The sequence below is a fragment of the Orenia metallireducens genome, assembly GCF_001693735.1.
GTDB classification, from domain to species: Bacteria; Bacillota; Halanaerobiia; order Halobacteroidales; family Halobacteroidaceae; genus Orenia; species Orenia metallireducens.
Genome location: NZ_LWDV01000006.1, coordinates 291,065 through 315,396 on the forward strand (window position 1 = coordinate 291,065; position 24,332 = coordinate 315,396).

The 24,332-nt window shown below is 33.4% G+C and carries 21 protein-coding genes and 1 riboswitch; all 21 genes read right to left on the minus strand.

The window, feature by feature from the left end:
- Positions 1-35: 35 nt before the first annotated feature.
- Positions 36-265: riboswitch (cobalamin riboswitch) on the minus strand.
- A 331-nt stretch (positions 266-596) separates the two neighbouring features.
- The 21 genes from U472_RS02670 to U472_RS02770 all read right to left on the minus strand — a co-directional run bounded on the left by U472_RS02670 (position 597) and on the right by U472_RS02770 (position 24,158).
- Positions 597-845 carry a hypothetical protein gene (locus tag U472_RS02670; protein WP_068715238.1) on the minus strand — a complete coding sequence of 83 codons (249 nt, stop codon included), beginning with the start codon at positions 843-845 and terminating at the stop codon, positions 597-599.
- 397 nt (positions 846-1,242) lie between these two features.
- Positions 1,243-1,968 carry an RNA polymerase sporulation sigma factor SigE gene (gene sigE / locus U472_RS02675; protein ID WP_068715328.1) on the minus strand — a complete coding sequence of 242 codons (726 nt, stop codon included), beginning with the start codon at positions 1,966-1,968 and terminating at the stop codon, positions 1,243-1,245.
- Positions 1,969-2,001: 33 nt separating this feature from the next.
- On the minus strand, positions 2,002-2,904 hold the full coding sequence (gene spoIIGA / locus U472_RS02680) for a sigma-E processing peptidase SpoIIGA (RefSeq protein WP_068715240.1): 903 nt from the start codon (positions 2,902-2,904) through the stop codon (positions 2,002-2,004).
- A gap of 158 nt (positions 2,905-3,062) precedes the next feature.
- On the minus strand, positions 3,063-4,169 hold the full coding sequence (ftsZ, locus tag U472_RS02685; protein ID WP_068715242.1) for a cell division protein FtsZ: 1,107 nt from the start codon (positions 4,167-4,169) through the stop codon (positions 3,063-3,065).
- Between the two features lie 25 nt (positions 4,170-4,194).
- Complete coding sequence (gene ftsA, locus U472_RS02690) at positions 4,195-5,496, minus strand: cell division protein FtsA (protein ID WP_068715244.1); 1,302 nt, start codon at positions 5,494-5,496, stop codon at positions 4,195-4,197.
- 306 nt (positions 5,497-5,802) lie between these two features.
- Positions 5,803-6,510, minus strand: coding sequence for a cell division protein FtsQ/DivIB (locus tag U472_RS02695; protein WP_068715245.1), 708 nt, complete (start codon positions 6,508-6,510; stop codon positions 5,803-5,805).
- 334 nt (positions 6,511-6,844) lie between these two features.
- Complete coding sequence (locus tag U472_RS02700; protein WP_245684725.1) at positions 6,845-7,789, minus strand: D-alanine--D-alanine ligase; 945 nt, start codon at positions 7,787-7,789, stop codon at positions 6,845-6,847.
- Positions 7,790-7,805: 16 nt separating this feature from the next.
- Positions 7,806-9,059, minus strand: coding sequence for a UDP-N-acetylglucosamine 1-carboxyvinyltransferase (murA, locus tag U472_RS02705; RefSeq protein WP_068715247.1), 1,254 nt, complete (start codon positions 9,057-9,059; stop codon positions 7,806-7,808).
- A 17-nt stretch (positions 9,060-9,076) separates the two neighbouring features.
- A complete protein-coding gene (gene murB / locus U472_RS02710) occupies positions 9,077-9,982 on the minus strand; it encodes a UDP-N-acetylmuramate dehydrogenase (RefSeq protein ID WP_068715249.1) in 906 nt (301 codons plus the stop codon).
- Between the two features lie 239 nt (positions 9,983-10,221).
- Positions 10,222-11,331 carry an undecaprenyldiphospho-muramoylpentapeptide beta-N-acetylglucosaminyltransferase gene (gene murG / locus U472_RS02715; protein ID WP_068715251.1) on the minus strand — a complete coding sequence of 370 codons (1,110 nt, stop codon included), beginning with the start codon at positions 11,329-11,331 and terminating at the stop codon, positions 10,222-10,224.
- A gap of 13 nt (positions 11,332-11,344) precedes the next feature.
- Complete coding sequence (spoVE, locus tag U472_RS02720) at positions 11,345-12,442, minus strand: stage V sporulation protein E (RefSeq protein WP_068715253.1); 1,098 nt, start codon at positions 12,440-12,442, stop codon at positions 11,345-11,347.
- 44 nt (positions 12,443-12,486) lie between these two features.
- Positions 12,487-13,869, minus strand: coding sequence for a UDP-N-acetylmuramoyl-L-alanine--D-glutamate ligase (murD, locus tag U472_RS02725; protein ID WP_068715332.1), 1,383 nt, complete (start codon positions 13,867-13,869; stop codon positions 12,487-12,489).
- 14 nt (positions 13,870-13,883) lie between these two features.
- Positions 13,884-14,864 carry a phospho-N-acetylmuramoyl-pentapeptide-transferase gene (gene mraY / locus U472_RS02730; protein ID WP_068715256.1) on the minus strand — a complete coding sequence of 327 codons (981 nt, stop codon included), beginning with the start codon at positions 14,862-14,864 and terminating at the stop codon, positions 13,884-13,886.
- Between the two features lie 12 nt (positions 14,865-14,876).
- Entirely contained in the window at positions 14,877-16,256 is a 1,380-nt protein-coding gene (locus U472_RS02735; protein ID WP_083189711.1) for a UDP-N-acetylmuramoyl-tripeptide--D-alanyl-D-alanine ligase, read from the minus strand.
- A 57-nt stretch (positions 16,257-16,313) separates the two neighbouring features.
- The gene (locus tag U472_RS02740) at positions 16,314-17,786 is read right to left on the minus strand and encodes a UDP-N-acetylmuramoyl-L-alanyl-D-glutamate--2,6-diaminopimelate ligase (protein ID WP_141677926.1); all 1,473 of its coding nucleotides are present in this window, start codon (positions 17,784-17,786) and stop codon (positions 16,314-16,316) included.
- Positions 17,787-17,919: 133 nt separating this feature from the next.
- Positions 17,920-20,001, minus strand: coding sequence for a stage V sporulation protein D (locus U472_RS02745; protein WP_083189712.1), 2,082 nt, complete (start codon positions 19,999-20,001; stop codon positions 17,920-17,922).
- Positions 20,002-20,111: 110 nt separating this feature from the next.
- Entirely contained in the window at positions 20,112-20,621 is a 510-nt protein-coding gene (gene ftsL / locus U472_RS02750) for a cell division protein FtsL (protein ID WP_068715258.1), read from the minus strand.
- Between the two features lie 32 nt (positions 20,622-20,653).
- Entirely contained in the window at positions 20,654-21,589 is a 936-nt protein-coding gene (gene rsmH, locus U472_RS02755; RefSeq protein ID WP_068715260.1) for a 16S rRNA (cytosine(1402)-N(4))-methyltransferase RsmH, read from the minus strand.
- Between the two features lie 338 nt (positions 21,590-21,927).
- Positions 21,928-22,716 (minus strand): sugar phosphate isomerase family, encoded by a 789-nt coding sequence (locus tag U472_RS02760; protein WP_068715262.1) that lies wholly within the window; start codon positions 22,714-22,716, stop codon positions 21,928-21,930.
- A gap of 573 nt (positions 22,717-23,289) precedes the next feature.
- The gene (locus U472_RS02765; RefSeq protein WP_068715264.1) at positions 23,290-23,883 is read right to left on the minus strand and encodes a LysO family transporter; all 594 of its coding nucleotides are present in this window, start codon (positions 23,881-23,883) and stop codon (positions 23,290-23,292) included.
- A 2-nt stretch (positions 23,884-23,885) separates the two neighbouring features.
- Complete coding sequence (locus tag U472_RS02770) at positions 23,886-24,158, minus strand: LysO family transporter (protein ID WP_068715266.1); 273 nt, start codon at positions 24,156-24,158, stop codon at positions 23,886-23,888.
- Between the last annotated feature and the right edge of the window lie 174 nt (positions 24,159-24,332).

The window sequence follows — 24,332 nt, forward strand, 5'->3', positions numbered from 1 at the left end:
GGTATATCATTCCCTATCTTGTCCCCGAAGATAGCTCTCTTACTCCTTATTAGGCAGGTCTCCTGACTTATAGCTAATTAGCACTAAATTCTCTAGACTCAAAGTCTAGTAGTCTATTTTAGTCTAATTTAAAATCGATAGTTATCCAATATCTATTGCCAACTATCCAGCTGCTACTTACAGTGGCGGGCCCGCTCAGGATTCACACCTGATTCCCTATTCTCCCTTAACCATAGCTAAAGGCACCTAATAAATCTATTCTGTTATAAATATCTTTATGTTGATATTATTCTATAATACTTACATCTTCTCCTCTTTATTTGAGGAAATTAGCTGTTAAAATCATTAAAGCATCTGATTATGGAGATATTGCGACACTTTTAAATCCTACCCCCTAACCCCTTCTCCTTAACTAATGAGAGGGGGAAAATACTATATTTTCTTTTATTCCCTCTCCTAAGAATGGAGAGGGTAGGGTGAGGTGTGAATTCTAAAAGTGTCGTAATATCTATTCATTCTGCCAATTCTTATACTAACAAAAGATATATCTCTAAATAATAATGTCAAAAAATAAAAAACAACTGCAACTGCAGTTGTTAATAAACCAATCTCAATCTTACTTCATTCTGATTATCTATTCTATTATTTGCTTGAAGCTCTCTCTTCTCTTTAACCTTTAATCCTTCAGTCCAGCTAGAATCTAATTCATCAAAAATCTCTTTAGGAATCAAATAAGTATCACCTTCAAGATTAAAGATCAAATATTGATCATTATCCTCTAATCTAGTAGCACTATTTTCAATTAAGTAATTATAAATTCTCTCATACCTAGCCTTTTCAGTCATATAGATTTGTGAATCTAAAATGAAATTTATCCAAAATAGTATCTAAAACATATAACTTTTGTCTATAACTTAATCTAACTATAAAATTTTTATAGAAACATTTATACTGGAAAATTTCAGTCTAAGTTCACGAGACTATATTATAAATTAATTTATCAGCCATCCCAAAAAACTCCTTCATTAATTCAGTTGTAGTAAATATCTCTCCTCTAGATATTTTCACTATATTCTCCTCCTCATTTAATATCAGCCAACTTGCTAAAAATAATCATAATATATACTTTATATTCTTAACCTAATCTTTAAAATAATACTATATAGATATCATAAAAGATCTTCAATTGAAATTTATTTAAATACTTTTAAGCTTATTAAGAATAATTTCTGACACCATAACTTACTTCATTTTATCAATTTCAATTTGAAGCTTCTCAATTATTCTCTTCTCCAATCTAGATATATAGGATTGAGAAATTCCCAATATATCTGCAACCTCTTTTTGAGTTAACTCCTGTTTATTCTTCTGTAATCCAAAACGTAATATCATAATCTTCTTCTCTCTATTTGTTAAGTTTTCCATTGCTTCTATAAGTAATTCTTTATCTACCTCTTCTTCGATATATTTATAGATTAAATCAATCTCAGTTCCTAAAACATCAGATAGTTTCAGCTCATTACCATCCCAATCGACATTTAAAGGTTCATCAAAGGATATCTCTGAACGTTTTTTATTATTCTTCCTTAAATACATTAGGATTTCATTTTCAATACAACGAGAAGCATAAGTAGCCAACTTAATATTCTTACTTACATCAAAGGTGTTGACAGCCTTAATCAGTCCAATAGTACCAATAGAGACCAAGTCCTCAATATCAATGCCTGTATTATCAAACTTACGGGCTATATAGACTACTAAACGGAGATTTCTTTCAATCAATACACTTCTAACAGCTTGATCACCTTTCTCTAACTTATTTAATAAATATTCCTCCTCCTTATTAGATAGTGGTGGTGGTAAGGCCTCACTATTTCCAACATAAAATACATTCTTAGCGCTATAAAGACCTAATATCTGTAACATTTTAATAACATAAAGTCTAAGTTTAAGCTTCAAATTAATCATCACCGAACGCAAAAAAATCCCCTCCCTTATTTTTTATGCTCGAAGTACCTCCGGATTTAATAATGCTTGGTAGTTATCATCTTTATCTAACCTCTTATCCTGTAAAGCAATTATTACTCTTTTAGTTGTAAAAATCTCGTCCTTTGTAGTAATCGTAACCATATCAGGTCTAAAACCAATTAACATTCCATTATCCTTTCCTAAAGAGTAAAAAGGTATCAACCTGAACCTACTAGTCCAGTCATTATCAGTCATCTCATTTAATAATCTACCAGTGTCATCCCTATATTTATAGAAAGCTTCCTTTACTTTATCTGGCAATATCTCCTCCAAAGCACCTACCTCTACTACTATAACAGGTACTTTAGTTAAAGGATCTTGTAATTGATTTCCTGTATCGACCAACGCCTTCAACTTAACTAACTTATCATCAAAACTGATTATAACTGGAATACAGAATATATCTGGTATTAACTTATATTGAATAAACATCCAGCCAAATTTTCCTATTATAATGACCAGCACTGAACCTAAAATGATAATCCATAAATTATCTGGAGAAATGTTCAAAACTTGTGCCAAACTATCTAGTGGTGTCCCTCCTGTCAGATTATAAAGAGCAAATATTGCTCCAGCTGTTACAAAGGTTATTAAATAAAAATAACCAACAACCTTAAAGAAGTACTTACGAGATAATGGAGCAAAAGCAACTAATATCATTACTATAGAGATTAAGAAATGAAAATAAATCTGATTCAAAAATCTGAATTGGGGTAAAATAATTATAATTGTATAAACTGTTCCCAGCAGTGAGGTTAAAAATAACCTCCAAATTTTATAATTTAAATCTGACAATTTAGCTGCTGCCCATAAAATCAAATAATTCATCACTAAATTAATAAATGAAAAAAGATCTAAATAAACTACTAACTTCATTTAGTCATACCACCTGCTTCACTCCCTTATTAAAAAGTATATTACTAGTATTTCAAAATATAACTAAAAAATTTGAATTATAATATATAATTAAATCCTTTTTACTAATTTTATGTCGAAATAAAAAATCTCGATACCCTAGGGGTATCGAGATTGAATTAAAATTTTCTATTTCTCCTTAAAAAAGCTGGAATATCTAAGTCATCATTAGAAAAAGATTTAATATCTAAGTCCTCATCTCTTCTAACACGATCTTTTTCTCTTGTTTTCTGCTTCTCTTCCTTCTGTTTGGATTCTTTTTTACTAATTCCTTCTTGGTCAAAACCAGTAGCAATTACAGTTACCTTGACTTCGTTCTCTAAGTTCTCATCTACAACTGTACCCAAAATAATATTTGCTTCAGGATCAGCCACTTCAGAGATAACATTAGCTGCTTCATTAGTTTCATGCAATCCTAAATCCTTGCCACCAGTAATATTAAGTAATATTCCCTTTGCACCTTCAATAGATGCTTCTAATAATGGAGAAGCAATAGCAGCTTTAGCAGCCTCTGCTGCTCTATTCTCACCACTAGCCCTTCCAATTCCCATTAAAGCAGAACCAGCATCAGTCATAATAGTCTTCACATCAGCAAAATCAAGATTAATTAAACCTGTAATTGTAATTAAATCAGAGATACCTTGCACACCTTGTCTTAAAACATCATCAGCAGTTTTAAATGCATCAATTAAAGTTGTCTGTTTCTCTACAACCTCTAATAACCTATCATTAGGAATGATAATTAAAGTATCTACTTTCTCCTTTAGATTTTCGATTCCAGATTGTGCTTTTTGCATACGTTGACGCCCTTCAACGGTAAATGGCTTAGTAACAACACCTACAGTTAAAGCCCCTGATTCTTTAGCAATCTCTGCTACAACAGGGGCAGCACCAGTTCCCGTTCCGCCGCCCATACCAGCAGTAATAAATACCATATCAGCTCCACTTAAAGCCTCAGCAATCATCTCACGACTCTCTTGAGCTGCTTCTTGTCCAATTTCAGGGTTAGCTCCTGCACCTAAACCATTTGTCAATTTTTCACCAATCTTTAAAGTAACTTCTGCCCTTGATGCTACTAAAGCCTGCCCATCAGTATTTACTGCAATAAACTCTACACCTTTTAAGCTAGACTCAATCATACGGTTAACAGCATTGTTACCACCACCGCCTACACCGACTACTTTTATATTAGCGAAATTCTCCATTTCAGCTCCAAACTCAAACATTAATACTCCTCCCTTGCTAAGCTAATTAGAATATATTCTTAAACCATTTTCCTACTGTGTCAAATAAATTTTTGATTAATAACTCTTCATTCATATCTTGTTCTGAATACTCTTCATAGTTCTCAGATCCGTAATGAACCAAACCTACACCAGTAGAGAAGATAGCCCCATTATCTTCAGAAAATTGGGTATATCCTTCTCCAATATCATAAATAGACCCATCTAAATATTCTAATATACTATTTATATTATCAGGTACTCCTACTCTTACGGGCATTCTTAATTTTCTAGAAGCAAATTCAGGAATCCCCTTTAATAAAGATCCACCACCAGTAACAACCATTACTGAAGGTGTTAACCCATTATAACCAGCTTTAATAATCTCTTGGTGAACTAAACTAAATATCTCATCAACTCTAAATTGAATAATTTCACATAGCAATTCACGAGAAAATATCCGAGTCTGATTACTACAGCTATCTACTAATTCAATCTCATCACCTTCATCAACAAACTCTGAACTTGCACAGCCATATTGAACCTTTATCCTTTCAGCATCAGCAATAGATGTTGTCATAATGACATTCCGTCTCATCCATTCTGCAATATCCTTGGTAACATGGTCACCTCCTACTGGTAAACTAGATGTATACCAGACACTTCCTCCTTTGAAGATAGCTATGTCAGTAGTTCCACCGCCCATATCTACTAGAACACCACTATCCTTATCACTCTCTGTTAATACTGCTTTACTTGCAGCCAGTGGCTGTAATACGATTCCTGCAACATCAAGCCCTACCTTATGAATACTCTTAATCAAGTTTTGAATAGAAGTTGCAGAACCAGTGATAATATGAGTTTCCGCCTCTAATCTAACTCCCGACATCCCTAAAGGATACTTAATATCTTTACAACCATCTACAATAAACTCTCGAGGTAACACATGAATAATTTCACGTTCTGGGGGAATAGAAATAATTTTAGTAGCCTCAATAACTCTTTCAATATCATGTCTAGTAATCTCCTTATTTTCCCCTGTAACAGCTACTACCCCATGACTGTTTGTAGAAGAAATATGAGAACCAGCAATTCCAACAAAGGCTGACTCTATCTCTACTCCAGCCATTCTTTCTGCTTTCGTTACTGCTTTTTGTATAGAAGATACAGTATCATCTATATCAACAACCATCCCTTTTTTTAAACCAGTAGAAGGGCTGGTACCTATTCCAATTATATCGGCACTCTTATTTTCATTTATTTCGGCAATAATAGTACACACTTTAGTAGTCCCTACATCAATACCTGCAATTATATTTCTGCGTGCCACTAAAAGCCCCCCCTTTCTATAATAAACAGATTTTATATCTCAAATAAATAAACTTCATACCTTAAAAAAGCTAAACGTCCTTTTTAAACTTAAATTCAACAAATATATTCAATTCCCTCTTTTTAAAACTATATTTTCTAAAAAAACTATTATAGATTTCATTAAAAATTAATCTTTATAATAGGTTTTAATGATAATACAATAAAAATTAATAAATATTTCACTTTTAAATTTCTCAATATAGAGCACTCTGTTAACAAAGTCATCAAACCAAAATTTAACATTAAAATTTTAACAGATTATCTCTCATTTTGCAAGGCGAACAATCACATTATTTCCATATCTTAAGTCTATATATTTAATTTTTCGCCCTTTAGATTTAATATCATTATATACTGAGGTAAATATTTTAGCCTTAGCTTTATTATCAAAATTACTACTTAATTTTACTATTCCACCGTCTACTAAGAATAATTGAATTCCATCTTCTTTGGAAATATTTAGCTCAGAGATCCCTTTTAGGACTTGATTTGATAACAAACCTAAATAATTAATAGCCTTTTCAAGCTCACTATTAATCTTAACCTTCTCTCCATCATTAATAATTTCAACACCAGTAACCAAAGGCAGATTCCAATAAGCTAAGTTTTTAGTTGTAGCTATAACTTGACCCTTCTTATCAATGATTTGATAAGAAGAGTGAATGCCTACTATTGCTATGGGACGCCTTTCATTAATCTCTATAATCAACTTCTGTGGCAAATCTCTACTAATAGCCACCCCTTTAATCTGGGGTAATTCAAGTAATTTATTAGCTAATTTCTGACGGTCAACATTAAAAATATTAATCTCTTCTAAATTACAATATTTGATTATATAATCATCAGATAACAGCTTATTTCCTTCTATCTCTATATCCTGTACTTGAAAGTACTTAGAATTAATTAAACTTACTAGTCCTAGTATCAATAGTAACCCTATAGTAATCAAATAAATAGTCTTATGCTTGTCCAAAATACCACCTCACTTTATTCAAAGAGCAGTTAAAAATATACAATATATTATCAATAATTCCCCTTTTAAATTTATTATAAATAGCTTCTTTTCATCTTTAAACTCTTTACTTTAATGAAGCTCACTTATGTATATAGATACATCTCTGTTAAGTTCTAGCGATAACCTCTTATTGAAATCTACCTATACTTTGGATAGACACAGAGACATACCCCTACACAAAATTAAAATCTATTGTAACAAGTGATAAATAACTAATGATATTAAAAATTCTTACCCTCTACTAAGTCGAATATACTATAAAAGAAAACTAAGGGTTAGATTTAACTAACCCTTAATTTTTATTCTCTAGAGAATATTCCAATATCTTAACTACCAGTTGATCAAAATCTATTCCAACAACTTCAGCTGCTTGGGGTAAAAGACTTGTTTCAGTCATACCAGGAATAGTATTAACCTCTAAAACATAAGCCTCTTCAGCAGAATTAATCCTAAGGTCAACCCTACCCATACCTCGACATTTTAAAGCTTGATAAGCTTTTAATGCCAAAGACTCTGCTTTTTTATAAACTTCATCTGGTAACTCAGCTGGTATGATAAAATCTGTCATTCCTTTGGTATACTTAGACTTAAAGTCATAAACACCCTCTTTTGGTCTAATTTCAATAATAGGTAAGACCTGTGGAGATTTGTTCCCTAGCAGTCCAATAGTTATCTCCTTACCTGGAATAAATTCCTCTACCAATAATTCTTGATCATATTTTAAAGCCTCTTTAATAGCTCCTATCAACTCATCCTTATTCTTTACTATCGATAAACCAAGACTTGAACCTTCTAAGGCGGGCTTAACCACTATAGGTAATCCTAAATTATCAATCAAATTCTTCTCTATCTCTTCAAATTTTCCTTCTATTTTATCTGCTTTTAAAACTGCAAACTTTGGAGTATCAATATTTAAGTTATTAAAGATTCTCTTTGACATAACTTTATCCATTGCTAAAGCACTAGATAAGACTCCAGAACCAGTATAGGGAATACCCTCCAATTCTAGCAACCCTTGAATAGTTCCATCTTCACCAAAGCGTCCATGTAAAGCAATAAAAGCAATATCAATATCTTCTTGATATAAGCTCTTATGTAAATCATTAGCTGGATCAATATCTACAGTAGTATACCCTTGTCTATTTAATGCATCTAAGATAGCTTTACCAGTCTTTAAAGAAATCTCCCTCTCAGCAGATTTTCCACCTCTAATAACTCCAATCTTCTTATCCTTCAATATTATCTTCCCCCTTTCAGCCTTCTTCACGGCGTATTTTAGCACCTAAATTAGTTAATTTATCTGTTAAAAATTCATATCCTCGATCTATATGGTAAATATTCTCTACTCTTGTTTCACCTTCTGCTATTAAACCAGCTAAAACCAAGGCTGCTCCTGCTCTTAAATCTGTTGCCTCTACGGTGGTTCCTGAAAGTTTCTTTACACCTTTGACGATAGCTGAATTTCCTTCTATTTTAATATCTGCTCCCATTCTACGCAACTCATCAGCATGCTTTAAACGGTTTTCAAAGATTGTCTCAGTCACTATACTAGCACCTTCAGCTATTGATAAAAAGGTCATAAATTGGGATTGCATATCTGTAGCAAAACCTGGGTATGGTAAGGTCTTAACATTTACCCCTTGCCACTTATCTTGACCAATTACTTGAATTTGATCACCATCTACATTAAGTTTTACTCCTGCTTCAACTAGCTTAGCTATTACAGCTTCAATATGTTCAGGAATTACATCTTTAACTAAAACATCACCTTTAGTAATTGCAGATGCTACTAAAAAAGTTCCCGTTTCTATACGATCTGGAATGACTTGATAATCAACAGGATGTAATTTCTTGACACCTTGTATTTTGATTACATCAGTTCCAGCACCACGTACACTTGCACCTAACTGATTAAGAAAGTTCTGTAAATCTACAATCTCAGGCTCTCTAGCTGAATTATAAATTACTGTCTTACCTTCAGCTAAAACTGCTGCCATCATAATATTCTCAGTTGCCCCTACACTAGGGAAATCAAGATGAATCTCTGCACCAGTTAACTTCTCTGCCTTCCCTTCTAAATAACCATGCCCTTGCTTAAATTCTACTCCTAAAGCCTTCAATCCTTTTATATGCAAATCAATAGGTCGAGTTCCAATACTGCATCCTCCAGGTTGGGAAATTTTAAACTCCCCAAATCTCCCTACTAAAGGACCCATTAAAAAGACTGTAGCCCTCATCTTTCTCATCAGTTCTTCTGGGATCTCACAGGAGTTTAAACCTTCAGTATCAACAATTAACTTATCCTCCTCTGATTTAGCTTTGGCACCCAAAGTCTCTAAAACTTCTTTCATAACTCTAACGTCACGTAATTTTGGCACTCTACCTATAACACATTCTCCATCTGCCAAAACAGTTCCAGCCAAAATCGGCAAAACCGCATTTTTAGCACCACTAATAGTTACTTCACCTTGAAGCTTATGACCACCATCGATTATGAATCTACCCATTCTTTCACCTCCTATTTTTAACTTAAAAAGATGATCTCTCTTTTTAAATTTACTCCAAACTTACTTAATACAAGATCTTCAACTTTACCTATCAACTCTAAAACTTCTTCTGCCGTAGCTGCTCCTAAATTAATTATAAAATTAGCATGTTGGGTAGATATTTGAGCATCACCAACCCTTAAACCTTTTCCCCCTGCCTGATCAATCAATCTTCCAGCTGAATCATTAGGAGGGTTTTTAAAGATACAACCTGCATTTGGCCATCTTAAAGGTTGACTTCTCTTTCTCTTTGATAAAAGTTCTCTACCCTCTTTAATTATCTCTTTAAAGTCTTTTGGAATCAATTCTAACTCTGCTTCTATTATAATCTCTTTACTATTTTGAAAGGGGCTATTTCTATAGCTAAAGTCTAACTCTTTACTGTCATAGAGTTTTATCTCTCCTGTTGTTAATAGAGTCTTTACTTTAACTACTAAATCACCTATAGAACGTAAATCTCCTATACCAGCATTCATCACAATTGCCCCACCTAATGTTGCTGGTAAACCCATAGCAAACTCTAAGCCACTTAATCCTTTTTTAGCAGCTTTGCTAGATAATAATGGAAGACTCAAACCAGCACTAGCAATTAGTCTATTCCCAACAAACTCTAGCTTAACATTATTTTGTGGCAATTTAATGACAACATCAGATAATCCTTTATCACTAACCAATAAATTGCTCCCATTACCTATTAAATAATAATTAATATTATTATGATAAAGATATTTAATCAATTTTTCTAAATCTTTAACTCCCTTAGGAATAACCAATAGCTCAGCAGGTCCCCCAATTTTGAAAGAAGTATGCTTCTTTAATGGTTCATCAAAGAGAATATCACCCTCAATCAAATAACTAATCTTTTCCTTATGTATTTCTTCCAATATAACCACCCCAATTTTATCGACAACTAGACTATCTCAAAAATAAATCCCAAAATACAGAATCTTAGAGAAGCTCATCTCAAAGGTAAATACACCCTATAATATGCAAGTTGAAAACAATCTGTTAATAGAATTCACTAATTAGTAACCACTTAATGTCAATCAATACTAGTAATAATCAACCTTCCATAACTAAGTTGAAACTTGTCCAACTTATATTTAATTTATAGGGTGCAATATTACACCCTTATTAAATCTTTAATTAGATTAATTAATTTCTCTATGGCCTGTGGTTGACCTAATTCTCCACTGGCTTTAGCCATTTTAATTAATTTTTCTTCATGAGTGAATAAATCGCTAATAAGCTCATTTAAGATTTCAGTTGTCAACTTATCATCTAAAATAACCTTAGCTGCACCCTTTTTCTCTAAAGATTGAGCATTATGTAGCTGATGATTCTCAGAAGCATAGGGATATGGAATCAAAATAGCAGGAATACCACAAGCTGTAATCTCTGCCAAACCTGTTGCACCAGCACGGGATATTACAAGATTAGCAACAGCTAATGCTGCAGCCATGTTATATAAATAGGGCTTAACCATAATGTTCCCTCTTTCTACATCATTTATTCCCATCTCCTTAGCTTTCTCTATTACAAAATCAAAATCCTGCTTACCTGTAATATGTAAAAGCTGTAGATTTGACCTTTTAATCTTAGGATATAACCCTATAACAGCCTGATTAATACTTCTCGCCCCTCTACTACCTCCAAAAACTAAGATAATTTTCTTACCTTCTGCTATCCCTAACTCGGCTAAAGCCTCATTTCTATCCTTCTTTAAAATCTCTGGTCTAATTGGATTACCTGTTAAGATAGTCTTCTCTTTAGATTTAAAGTATTTTTGAGCATCAATATTGCTTAAAGCAATTTTATCTACAAATCTTGATAATAATTTATTAGTTATCCCTGGATAAGCATTCTGTTCATGAATTAAAGTAGGAACCTTCGATAATGCTGCCGCTAATACTATAGGTCCACAGACATATCCACCTGTCCCAATAACTATATCAGGCTTAAATTCCTTAACAATCTTTCTAGCTTCAATTAAGCCTACCCCTGTCTTCAATATCGATTTGAATAATTTAAGGGATAATTTTCTAGGTAGACCCTGTACAGAGATAGTCTTTAAGTCATAACCTGCTTTAGGGATAATATCTGCTTCTAAACCTCTCTCAGTCCCTACAAAGATAATCTCTAAATCATCAAACTCTTCTTCTAATCCACGTGCAATTGCTAAACCAGGATAAATATGTCCTCCTGTTCCACCACCAGAAATTAAAACTTTCATATATTAGTCACCTCTAATTTATAGTAAATCGTGATACATTCAATAAAATACCCACACCAGCTAGCATAAATACCAAAGAAGAACCTCCATAACTGATAAAGGGTAAGGTGATTCCAGTAACTGGCATAGAGCCACTTACCACAGCTAAATTAACCATAGCCTGTAAAGTAATCATAGTTGTAATTCCTACAGATATTAAACATCCAAATAAATCTTCAGCCTGTAGGGCAATCTGTAATCCCCTCCAAGCAAAGACAAAATAAAGTAGAATAACTGTAGATGTCCCTACAAAACCTAACTCCTCCCCTAAAACAGAGAAGATAAAGTCCGTTCCTGGTTCTGGTAAATAGAAGAATTTCTGTCTACTGCGCCCTAACCCCAATCCAAATAATCCTCCTGAACCCAAAGCATATAAAGACTGAATAATATGAAATCCTGAACCTAAAGGGTCTTTCCAAGGATCTAGAAAAGAGAGTAATCTCTTTAATCGATAGGGAGCTGTAATAATCATATAAAATACCGCAGGAATAGATAAAGAACCTAAGCCTATTAAATGTGACCATCTAGCTCCAGAGGCCAAGAGCATAACAAATACCGTCCCTCCAATAGTAACAGCAGTTCCCAAATCAGGCTCCATTAAAATCAATCCAAAGACAACTCCTAGAACGAGCAAGGCTGGTACTAGCCCCTTCCAAAAATCTTTAACCTCTTTATTCTTCAAAGCCAAAAAACGTGACATATAAATTACCATAGATACTTTAGCAATCTCTGAAACCTGTAAAGGGGGTAAAGGTCCTAAATCAATCCAACGACTTGACCCCTTTACACTCTTTCCTATACCTGGAATTAAAACTAAAATTAGAAGTACAATACTACCTAATAAAATTTTAGGGGCCCATTTAATATACTGATGATAATCAAATCTCATAAAGAAAATCATTACACCAATTCCAATAATAGACCACATTAACTGCCTCTTTAAAAAGTAAAAACTATCATTGTATTTTTGAGAAGATGAAATTGATGTAGAACTAAAGACCATTACCACTCCTATACATAATAAAGTTATTATTACAAAAAAGACTATAAAATCAGGAGCTTTTTTATACATAATATTTCCTCCCTAAAAATAGTATACAGCTGGCAATTTAACTATTAGCTATCAACTGCAAACTGCATACTGTCAACTTTCTTAACTGCTTCTTTAAATTCTCTTCCTCTTTCCTCATAATTATTGAACATATCCCAACTAGCACAAGCTGGTGATAATAAGACAATCCCTTCACCACAAGCTACTTCTGTAGCTACTTTAACAGATTCTTGAATACTTTTAACATGGTAAATAGAGTCATATCCTACCTTATTAAGACTAGCTTCAATTTTACCTGCAGTCTCTCCTAATAAGACTGCACCTTTTACCTTCTCTTTAATCACCTTGGCAAAATCATCAAATTCAGATCCTTTATCCTTCCCACCTGCAATAATAACTATCGGTGGATCAAAGGTCTCTATCGCTTTAGTAGAAGCAACAGGATTTGTTCCTTTAGAATCATTGATATATCTAACACCATTGATAGTAGCTACCTCTTCAATCCTATGTTCAACTCCTGAAAAATCTTTTAATACATTTACCAATATATCTTTATTAATTCCCATTAATAGCGAAGCAGCTATTGCTCCCAATGCATTTTCCAAGTTATGAGGACCTTTAATTCCAATCTCCTTTATATCAATAATCTCTTCTTCTTTTTCTAATAGATTGGCTACTATCTGATTGTCTTTTAAATAGACCCCATCTGCTAACTCTTCTTGCTGACTGAAGAATACCACTTCTCCCTGGCTATTGTCAGCAAAATCTCTAACTATAGGATCATCATAATTTAAAATAATATAATCACCTTTAGTTTGGTTCATAAGCAACTTTCTTTTGGCCTCAATATATACCTCAAAGCTACCATGGCGATCTAAATGATCTGGTGTAATATTTAAAAACAGACTGATATCTGGTCTAAAATCCTTAATCTCTTCTAATTGAAAAGAGCTAATCTCTGCTATTACAACATCTTCTTTCTCTAATTTAGGGACATCCTGAATTAATGCACGCCCTATATTTCCACCAACAACAGTCTTTCTTCCAGTAGCTTTAAAGATCTCTCCAATTAAAGTAGTTGTTGTAGTCTTACCATTAGTTCCTGTAATTGCAATTATAGGAGCTTTACAAAAGTGATAAGCAAGCTCTACTTCACTAATTATCTTAATTCCAGATTTTCTTGCCTCTTGTAACAGGGGAATATCTGTTGGCACTCCAGGACTGATAATAATTAAATCAGATTTTAAAATCAAATCTAAAGTATGTCCACCTAAATCAAAGTTAACTTCACACCCCTTTAAAGCATTAATCTCTTCCTTTAATTGAGATTCTTTCTTGGTATCAGTAACTATAATTTTAGCACCCTGTTTATCTAAAAACTTAACGGTCTCTACACCAGTTCTTTTCCCTAATCCCACAACTGTTATTAGCTTATCTTTTAATTCCATATTATCTTCCTTTCTTAACTCAACTTGGCAAAACCTAATAATCCTACTAATGATAATATAATTGCTATAATCCAAAACCTGACAACAACCTTAGATTCTGCCCACCCACTCTTTTCAAAGTGATGATGAATAGGTGTCATCTTAAAGACTCTTCTACCTTCTTTATATAACCGGCGGGTGATTTTAAAATAAGCCACCTGTATCATTACAGAAGTAGCTTCAATTACATAAACTCCACCGATAATAAATAAGAAAAGCTCGGTCTTAGTTAAAACCGATAAAGCAGCTAATGCTCCTCCTAAAGCTAATGAACCTGTATCACCCATAAATACTTGAGCAGGATGGCTATTAAACCAAGAAAATCCCAAACAAGCTCCTGCAATAGCTGTAGAGAAGATAGCTAAATCTGTAGCACCAAATTGATATAGAATATAGGCATAGGTAATCGTAACTATAATAGTAACACCTGCTGCTAAACCATCTAAACCATCTGTTAGATTTACAGCATTAGAAGCTCCTACTAAGACAAGAATAACAAAAGGAATAAATAGTTTACCTAAATCAATACTTTTATGTAGATAAGGAATTAAGATATCAGTTCCTAGCTCTAACCTAGTTAGAACAAAGAAAGCTAATATTCCAGCAATTATAATCTGCCCCAATAGCTTTTGTTTACTAGTTAACCCTTCATTCTGTTTTTTTATTATCTTAATAGAATCATCTAATAAACCTACCAAACCATAACCAAGTAATACAAATAAGGCCAAGACTACCTCTTGACTTATCTTAGCCATAGCTAAAGTAGCTGCCACTACAGCTAAGATGATTATAATTCCACCCATAGTAGGAGTACCTGCTTTTTTCTGATGGCTTTGGGGACCAACCTTTCTAATACTCTGCCCAAATTTCATTATCCTTAACCAGTTTATTAAAAATGGTCCAGTTAATAATGTAATAACCAAAGATATAGTCGCTGCAAATATTAAGTCAATCATTACTCTCACTCCCTAATCCTCTAATAAGGCCTGTGAAACCTCTTCAAGTTTCATCCCTCTTGAAGCTTTTACTAAAATTGTATCATTAGCAGTTATAATATCCAATAATTTTTTAATTAATTTCTCTTTATCTTGATAAATATAAATAGATGAAGTATTCATTCCACCATCTTTGGCACCTTTTCCAATATAAGCAGCCAATTCCCCATAAGTAAAGAGATAATCTACCCCTCTTTTAGCAAGAATTATACCTATATTTTGATGCTCTGTTATAGCTATCTCTCCTAATTCTAACATATCACCCAAAACTGCTATTCTTCTACCTTCTCCAATATCAACTAAAGTATCTATAGCTCCTCTCATCGATGCTGGGTTGGCATTGTAGGTATCATTAATGATCTTAACACCATCTTTAGTGGTTAAAATCTGATTTCTCATCTTGGTTAATTTAAAGCTACTTAACCCATCTATTATCTCCTTTAAAGAAATATCTAAAGATAAACCTACTGCTACAGCAGCTAAGGCATTGTAGACATTATACCTTCCTGGAACAGGTAAAGTAACAGTCTCTTTATAGCAATTATCTCTTATAACTAGTTCAAAGGAGATAGTATCATTTTGCAAACTCTTTATCTCAGTGGCTCTTACTTTATTATACTCCTTTAATCCATAGTTAATAACCTCTGCCTGGGTTAATCTATCCATATCCCTAACCTTGTCATCATCACCATTTAAAATAGCTACTCCATCTTCCTTTAAAGTAGCTATTAACTCCGACTTAGCTTTGGCAATATTATCAATACTCTTTAATATTTCAATATGAGCAACACCAACATTTGTAATTACCCCAATATCAGGTTCAGCTATCTTAGCAAGAAGACTTATCTCACCTAAAGCCCTCATTCCCATCTCTACTACAACAGCTTCATAACTACTATCTAAACGAAAAAGAGTCAAAGGTAGCCCAATTTCATTATTAAAGTTACCAGCTGTCTTTAAGGTCTTATACCTCATCCCTAAGACTGCAGAAATCATATCCTTAGTTGTAGTCTTACCTGTACTACCAGTAACTGCAACTACAGTAACATCAAATTTATTTCGATAATAATGGGCTAAATCCTGTAATGCTTTTGTGGTATCTTCTACCTTGATTAAAGTATCTTCAATATTAGAATCAATATCTTCTGAAACTATCGCTACACTTGCCCCTTTATTAAAAGCATCTATTACAAAATTATGCCCATCAAAATTTTCACCTTTAATTGCTATAAATAAATCACCTTGCTTAATATTACGAGAATCTATAGAGATGTTATCTATTTTTATTTCTTTATCTCCCATGATTTCTCCTGAAATAGCCTTAGCTATCTCCTCTAAACAGAGAGTCTCCACCCTATCACCTCATTTATTGTCATTGGTGTACAGTATTTGATAATTAATAATTGATAATTAATTACCAGACGATATTCCCCTAAGTGCTTCTCTAGCTACCTCTCTATCATCAAAATCAATTGTCTTATCCTTAAGTATCTGATAAGTCTCATGCCCTTTACCCACGATAATTACTATATCATCGCTTTTAGCAAGCTTAATAGCCTCTTTAATAGCAGTTGCTCTATCTTCAATTATAATATACTCTTCCCCTTCTATCTTATCTTCCTTTTTAATCCCTAGCAGAATATCCTCAATAATAGTCATTGGATCTTCACTGCGTGGATTATCAGAGGTTACAATAGCAAAGTCACCTAAAGTTACTCCAATTCTGCCCATAATAGGTCTTTTGGTTCTGTCACGATCCCCACCACAACCAAAGACTACTATCTTACGACCTTTAGTAAATTCACTGGCTGTATTCAATACATTCTCCATACCATCAGGTGTATGAGCATAATCTACTATCACACCAAATTCCTGACCTTCATCTATCACTTGAAATCTACCTGGAACTCCTTCAATCTTTTCAATCCCCTTCTTAATATCTGCTAAGCTAAACCCTAAGCTATATACTGTTCCAATAGCAGCTAAGGAGTTATAAACATTAAAACGTCCTGTCAAGTTTAATTTAATTGCCAACTCCTCTTGATTGGCTTTTAGAGTATAACTTACACCTTTTTGGGTTACTTCAATATCCTCTGCCTTAAGGTCAGATTCAGAGTTGATGCTATAACTAATCACTTCACCTATAGCCTCTTTGATAATAGCTTCACTTTTTACATCATCTATATTGATTATAGAAGGCTTATCATTCATCTTAAATAACTTTATCTTAGCTGCTAGATAATCCTCAAAAGATTCATGGAAGTCTAAATGGTCTTGACTGAGATTAGTAAAGACTTGGCGGTCAAAATCAACTCCCAGTACTCTATCTAACTCTAATGCATGTGAAGAAACCTCCATCACCACATGAGTTACTCCATCTTCTAACATCTGAGCAAAAATCCTCTGTAAATCTACAGATTCAGGTGTTGTTCTACTAGCATCCTCCTCTTTATCACCTATCTTAGTCTTAATAGTACCAATTAACCCTGTCTTAATACCTAATTCTTTTAACATAGCTTCAATTAAATAAGTAGTTGTAGTCTTCCCATTAGTACCTGTTACCCCAATTACTGTTAGGCCTTTAGATGGATATCCATAGAACTTAGCACTTAATTGGGCTAAAGCCTTTCTTGAATCCTCTACTTTAATTACCGGAGTCTCATTGACCTCAATATCCTTTTCAGCAATAATAGCCTTTGCCCCATTCTCAATTGCATTAGCAATAAATTTATGTCCATCAGACTTAAATCCAGTAATAGCTACAAATAAATAACCTTCCTTCACCTTTCTAGAATCATAAGTTATTCCTGCAATATCTATATCTAAATCTTGATTAAGCTCTTCATGCTCTAATACTTTAAGTAATTCCTGTAGTTTAAGCATTTTAAACCTCCCCATATAAATTTACAATTGATAACACATAATGTATAATTAAAAAACTATATAAGCATTTAAGAAGATTTCATATAGCTAAAACAAATTTGATTTTTTACTTGAGTTACTTTATATTGTAAATTTACTTTAACCATACTGTAATATAATCTCCAGAGTTAACAGTTTTCCCTGCTACTGGCTGCTGCTTTGTAATCTCACCAGAGCCTTGCCATTTTAACCTCAAACCTAAATCACTCATTATATTGGCTGCTTCTCTAACTCTCATCCCCTTTAAATCTGGTACAGTTACTTTATATCTATTCTTGTTCTTTTCAGCACCATTAAAGAATAATATAACTGTACTTCCTTCATTAACAACTACTTCAGGATTGGGTACTTGGTCAATAATAATATCTCCTTCTCCCTCTAGCTTTACTTTTAATCCCTCCTTAGCTAATAGTTCCTCAGCTATACTTAAAGATAAATTCTTAACATTAGGAACTTTTACTCTTTTGATACGTTCTTTCTCATCTTCCTCTTCTTTCTTCTCTTCTTTTGGTGGTATTTCTAAATACCTTACAGCATCTTTAATAACATTATGGAAGATAGGAACTGCTACTTGGGATGCATAATGGGGCTCACTGGTTAAGCCATAAACTACAACTAAAGCGACTAATTCTGGTTTATCTGCTGGAAGCATTCCTATAAAGGAGACATTATATTTACGTTGCCCATAATATTTGGCTGTCCCTGTCTTACCACCTATCTCATACCCATCTAATTTCGTTGCCTGTCCAGAACCATTTTCAACAACACCAACTAGAAGTTCCCTTACAGTTTTAGCAGTTTCTTCAGAGATGACCTTTCTAATAGGCTCTGGCTCTATCTTCTTAATTAATTTACCATTTGTACTCCTAATCTCTTTAACTAAATGGGGCTTTAATAATTGACCACCATTTGCTACTGCTGATACTGCAGTTATTAACTGAATTGGGGTAACTGAAACCCCATGGCCAAAAGCTATAGTAGCTAACTCTACTGGTCCAATTTGAGGCAATGTATACATTAATCCTTTAGCTTCACCTGGGAATTGAATATCTGTCTTATCACCAAATCCAAAGGCTTCAATATATTTATAAAAGGTCTCTTTTCCTAAGCGTTGCCCTATCTGAACAAAACCAGGGTTACAAGAGTTCTGTACAACCTCAGCAAAGGTCTGACTACCATGCCCTCCACTCTTCCAGCAATGTATAATCTGACCTGCTACCTCTATGTGTCCTGGATCAAAAAATTTGTCATTAGGATGAACTACACCCTCTTCTAAACCAGCAGAAGTAGTAATAATCTTGAAAGTAGAACCTGGTTCGTAAGTATCAGAAACGGCACGATTTCTCCATAAACCTGGAGAATACTCAGCAAAATTATTAGGATCATAAGCTGGACGATTTGCCAAAGCCAAAATCTCACCAGTATTAGGATCCATCATCACAATAGTAGCTGCCTCAGCAGTATGCTCTGTTAATGCCTTATCTAATTCCCGCTCTGCTATATATTGGAGTACATTATCTATTGTTAAATAGATATTATTCCCATCATCAGGAGCTTTATAATCTTTAATCCCTTCTGGAATTTTACGACCAACTGCATCACTTTCAATCGAGATTCTTCCTGGATTCCCTTTAAGCTGATTATCATAAGATAGCTCTAGTCCCTGTAACCCCTGATTATCAACCCCTGAAAATCCTAATAAATGTGAAGCCAGCATTCCTTTAGGATAGAAACGTTTAGTCTCCTCAGTAAAGGTTATTCCTGGTAAGTTCAACTCTCTAATTGCTTTAGCCTGTTTATCATCTATCTTACGAGAAACATATACAGCAGCAGCATTCTTAGTTATCCTCTTATAAATCTCCTCTTGGTCTTTCTCCAAAATTTCGGACAACTTTCTTGCTGTCTCTTCTGGCTTCTTAATCTCTTTTGGTATTGCTACTACAGTATCGGCACTAGCACTAACGGCTAATTCTACTCCATTTTTATCATAGATCATTCCCCGCTTAGGCTCAACCTTTAACTCCCTTAACCGCTGTCCTAAAGCCTTCTCTTGATAGAGCTTATTACTTATAATCTGTATCCATGAAAACCTGCCTATTAAAAATAGCATTACAGCCATCAAAATTATAAATAAAAAATTAATCCTCTTCTTAGTCTCTAATCTTAAATTTCTCAACCCACTACCCCCTTATCCAATTATCATGGGAGGATTTTGTACAGATTTTAGTTTCTATTAGTACCCCTATAAGATATATACTTTCTCATCTATTAATTTATAAATAAAGATTACTCATCCAAAGTTCCTGCCTGAACCTGAGATATATTATTAAACCAAGCAAATATTCTATCCTTAATACTCTTCTTTTTAGTAGCGTCTATTTCTTTACCTGTATTCTTAGCTAGATTGATATCTTGACTTTTATTATCTTCAGGCTCTGCCATAACAATATAATTTATCTCAGCAGGTTCGGCCATTCCCAACTCATTCTTAGCAATCTCTTCAATTCTTTCTAAAGATTTTAAGCTAGATATCTCTAATTGTAAATAAGCCTTTTTTGTCTTTAATTCATCCCTCTGTTCCTTTAACTTTTCAATCTGAAAATTCAGTCTAGATATTTGGACATACTGATTGATATATATAATAAAGACTATCCCTACTAAAAAGAGCAAAAAGCTATAAAAGAACATCAATTTAAAGGTATCATTATCCTGCTTTTGCCTAACTTTATGTTGAGTATTCCGTCTAATACCACCTTGGTGATGATCAAGATATTCTCTTCTAGGTCTCTTTACCAACTTTATTCACCAACCTTCTATTTTAGAACAATTTATCGCTTCTCTGCTACCCTTAATTTAGCACTTCTAGACCTTGGATTCTGACTGATTTCTTCTTGGCTTGGTACAATTGGACTTCTAGTTATAATCTTGATCTCTTGTCTAGTGTCACAAGTACACACTGGAAACTTCGGTGGGCATGTACACTTCTTAGCCAACTCTTTATAGGTATGTTTAACTATTCTATCTTCTAAGGAATGGAAGGTAATAATACTGACTCTCCCTTTTTTATTTAATCTAGATACAGCATCCTTAATTGCATCTTCAATAATACCCAATTCGTTATTGACAGCTATCCGCAATGCTTGGAAAGTTCTCCGAGCTGGGTGGGGCCCTTCCCGTCTTGCTCCCGCTGGAATAGCAGCCTTAATCACATCTACAAGTTGGAAGGTAGTCTCTATCTTCTGTTTTTGACGATAATCAATAATAAACTCAGCAATTCTACTCGCCCATCGTTCTTCACCATATTCAGTAATAATCTCTGATAATGCATCCTGAGAAAGACTGTTAAGCAAATCCGCTGCTGTTTTCCCTCTATCAGGATTCATCCTCATATCAAGGGGAGCATCATAGTTATAACTAAATCCTCGCTTAGGAGTATCAAGCTGATAAGATGATACCCCTAAATCAAAGACAAATCCATCTACCTTCTCTATCCCTAAATCATCTAGTATATAAGTTAAATTCCGATAATTATCTTTAACTAAATCTATCTGAGCCTCATACTTACTAAGCCTCTCTTGAGCAGCTTCAATTGCTGCACTATCTTGATCAATTCCAATCAACCTACCCTTAGCACCAATTCTTTTGACTATCTCTTCAGAATGACCAGCCCCTCCTAAGGTACAGTCAACATAAATCCCGCCTTCTTTACAGTTTAAATAATCTATAGTCTCTTTTAATAATACTGTTACATGTTCAAACTCCATATCCCTATCACCCGTTTCCTTATAAGTATTATATAGATTTATTATTTGAAGAAGTATTAAAAAGTATGAATTAAATAATTGACCTGTTAAAATAATGGCTTATTAAACTAAATTTAATGAATATCATATTTGAACCTTAAATTAGTAGGTTTAGTTATTCCCGATCTATTGATTTATATAGCAAAAATTCAGATCTATAATTAATGTATATAGTCATCTATCTTTAGAATGAAATTTAATTAAAGTTAAATGACCGTAATTAGTGACAAGCTAAAATACGAGCATTATAAACTTTCTTTTAGGATTGATCATCTATAGATTAAGTGGAGGCTAAATCTTTATATTTTAAAATTAGGTTCTTCAAAATATTCTCTTATAATATCTTCAACCTGATCTATCTGCTGATGGCTTCCAGAAACAGCTAACCAACAACTTCCCTCAGCACCACAAATTCCACCACTAGCTACTAACTCAACTTCTGCTCCTGTCATTATATTTATAGCTTCTTGCTCTGTTATTATCTCTCCGCTAACTGACCACATCCTTGGTCCTATAGTATTTGAAGAATTCAGCTTCTGAGATATCCTATTAATATCTCCTAAAATCCTCTTTTCCAATCCAACTGGTAAATATAATTTAACTCGTCTTCCTACTACAGCCTGCATTGCAGCCCCAATAGTCCCCCCTTTAGGGTGTCCGATATATATTCCTGCTTGTTGATTCTCTAAATTAAGAGCATTAGCCCCTTTTATAATAATATCTCCTTCTCTTAAATCATCAACAACGTCAAAGATGGTCTTTCTCTTCAGCCATCTCCCCTTATCAATTACAACATCTCCAAGAAATTCACCTTTGTCCTCTGCCCCATCTTCGGTACTCCTTCTATAATTAGGTGGTAATGTAACCCCTCTAAAGAATCTTTTTTTAGAAAAATCCTCTAATTGCTTAACTTTCTCAAGCAGCTCTTCTGCAACATAAGCATTTGTAGTTCCAGCAATAATTACAATAGTTTTATTCTTTAAAGCATCTTCTATTTCTGGAAGAGAAGCTATTGACTTTGCTATTAGCCGCTTACCTAATGCAGGAGTTACTAAAAATTGTTTAGTAATTACTTTATCTTCATTCAATTTTATTATCCTCTTTTCATCTTAAGATTTTAAAGCTACTACAAGTATATTTCTAGCTTAACCATATATCCGCTAACGTTATCTTTCCAAATTCCAAACTATAATTTTTATTTCTAATCATATATATTTGACCCAATCAATCTAAAAGATCTACAGAGTTCCATACTACTTATATCTTTTAAAATAACCTTTATATTTGAATAGATTGTCTACAAAGAATATCTAACCCCAAAAACAAAAAATACCCGCAATTTATAATAATTCTATACTCACCACTAATCTCCTTTTCACAAATGGAATAAAATGGACTATAGGGAATAATACACTGAATCTAATAAGATTATACTGAAACTAAATTTGAAAAATCTGTAACCAAAATCCTCGCTCTCTCATAATGTAAATAGTAAGTTAACCCTACATAAAGAAGGAGGTTATAATATGAAGATTGATTTTCTATTCGCGTGGTCTAAAAATGAACATGATGATATGAAAGCTGTCGGTGGAGGCTTCAAGCTACCTGCACCCTTTAAATGGTTCAAATCACTCTTTAAAAAATAGTTATTAGTTATCAAACTAAATTAAAAGTGGAACTAAAATTGGAACAAATGCAGATAGTACCGCACCACTAATAAAGGCAACTATTACAATCTCAGTATCATCTACACTCTTAGTGATTAATGGTAGGGTTGTATCCATTGTTGTAGCCCCTCCAGGAGCAATGACCGTAATCTTAGTCCCCAATTTGGCTAGCAGAGGTATTAAAAATAATGCAAATAACTCCCTAAATACATTGGTTAAGAATGCCAAAGTGCCAATATCGGTACTATAAGTTTTAGCCAATATAACCCCTGAAAGGCTATACCAGCCAAATCCAGCACCAATAGCTGCCGACTCATTGACTGGTAATTTAACTAAAAGACCAAAGAAAATTGCTCCTGTTATACTCCCTATCGCTATTAAGATAGGGACCAATATTATCTTAAAACCCAATCTCTTTAAATCAGTTATTATCTCTTTATTCCTTCCAATATCTATACCTACTCCTAATAATAAGATAGATAAAGAGATTGTAGAGATTAAGTCTAAGTAGCTCATAAATAAAGTAGGAATAACAAAGTAACCAGATACTACACCCAATATTATAATAACAATTATAGCAATTAGCATTCTTAATCCTCCCCTTTAAATTTGGCTTCAAATAAGACTAATAAGATTATACTGCCAAGTACACTTCCCAGGGATAAAACTATTGCTTTAAATCCTAAAGTTTTAAGATTACTTACTACCTCTGAACTGCTACCAATTTTAATCCCCATAGTAAATAATAATAAAAATAATCCACCTATAGTCAACTTATCTGTAAAACTATATAAATTCTCTGGTAATAATCCTTTATAACCAATTATCATCCCTATCACCAAAGATATAACTATCAAGCCCATACCCTTTCCTCCTCTAAGCTCTGTCAAGCAATTACTAAAGAATATTAAGTTATTTCAACCATTAACAAATACTAATCATAGATTCTGATGCTCAGATATAATTATAACATACTTTTTGACAACCTTGCCACTAAATATAAGGGATGATTATTTCAAATAAAAAATAAATAAGGC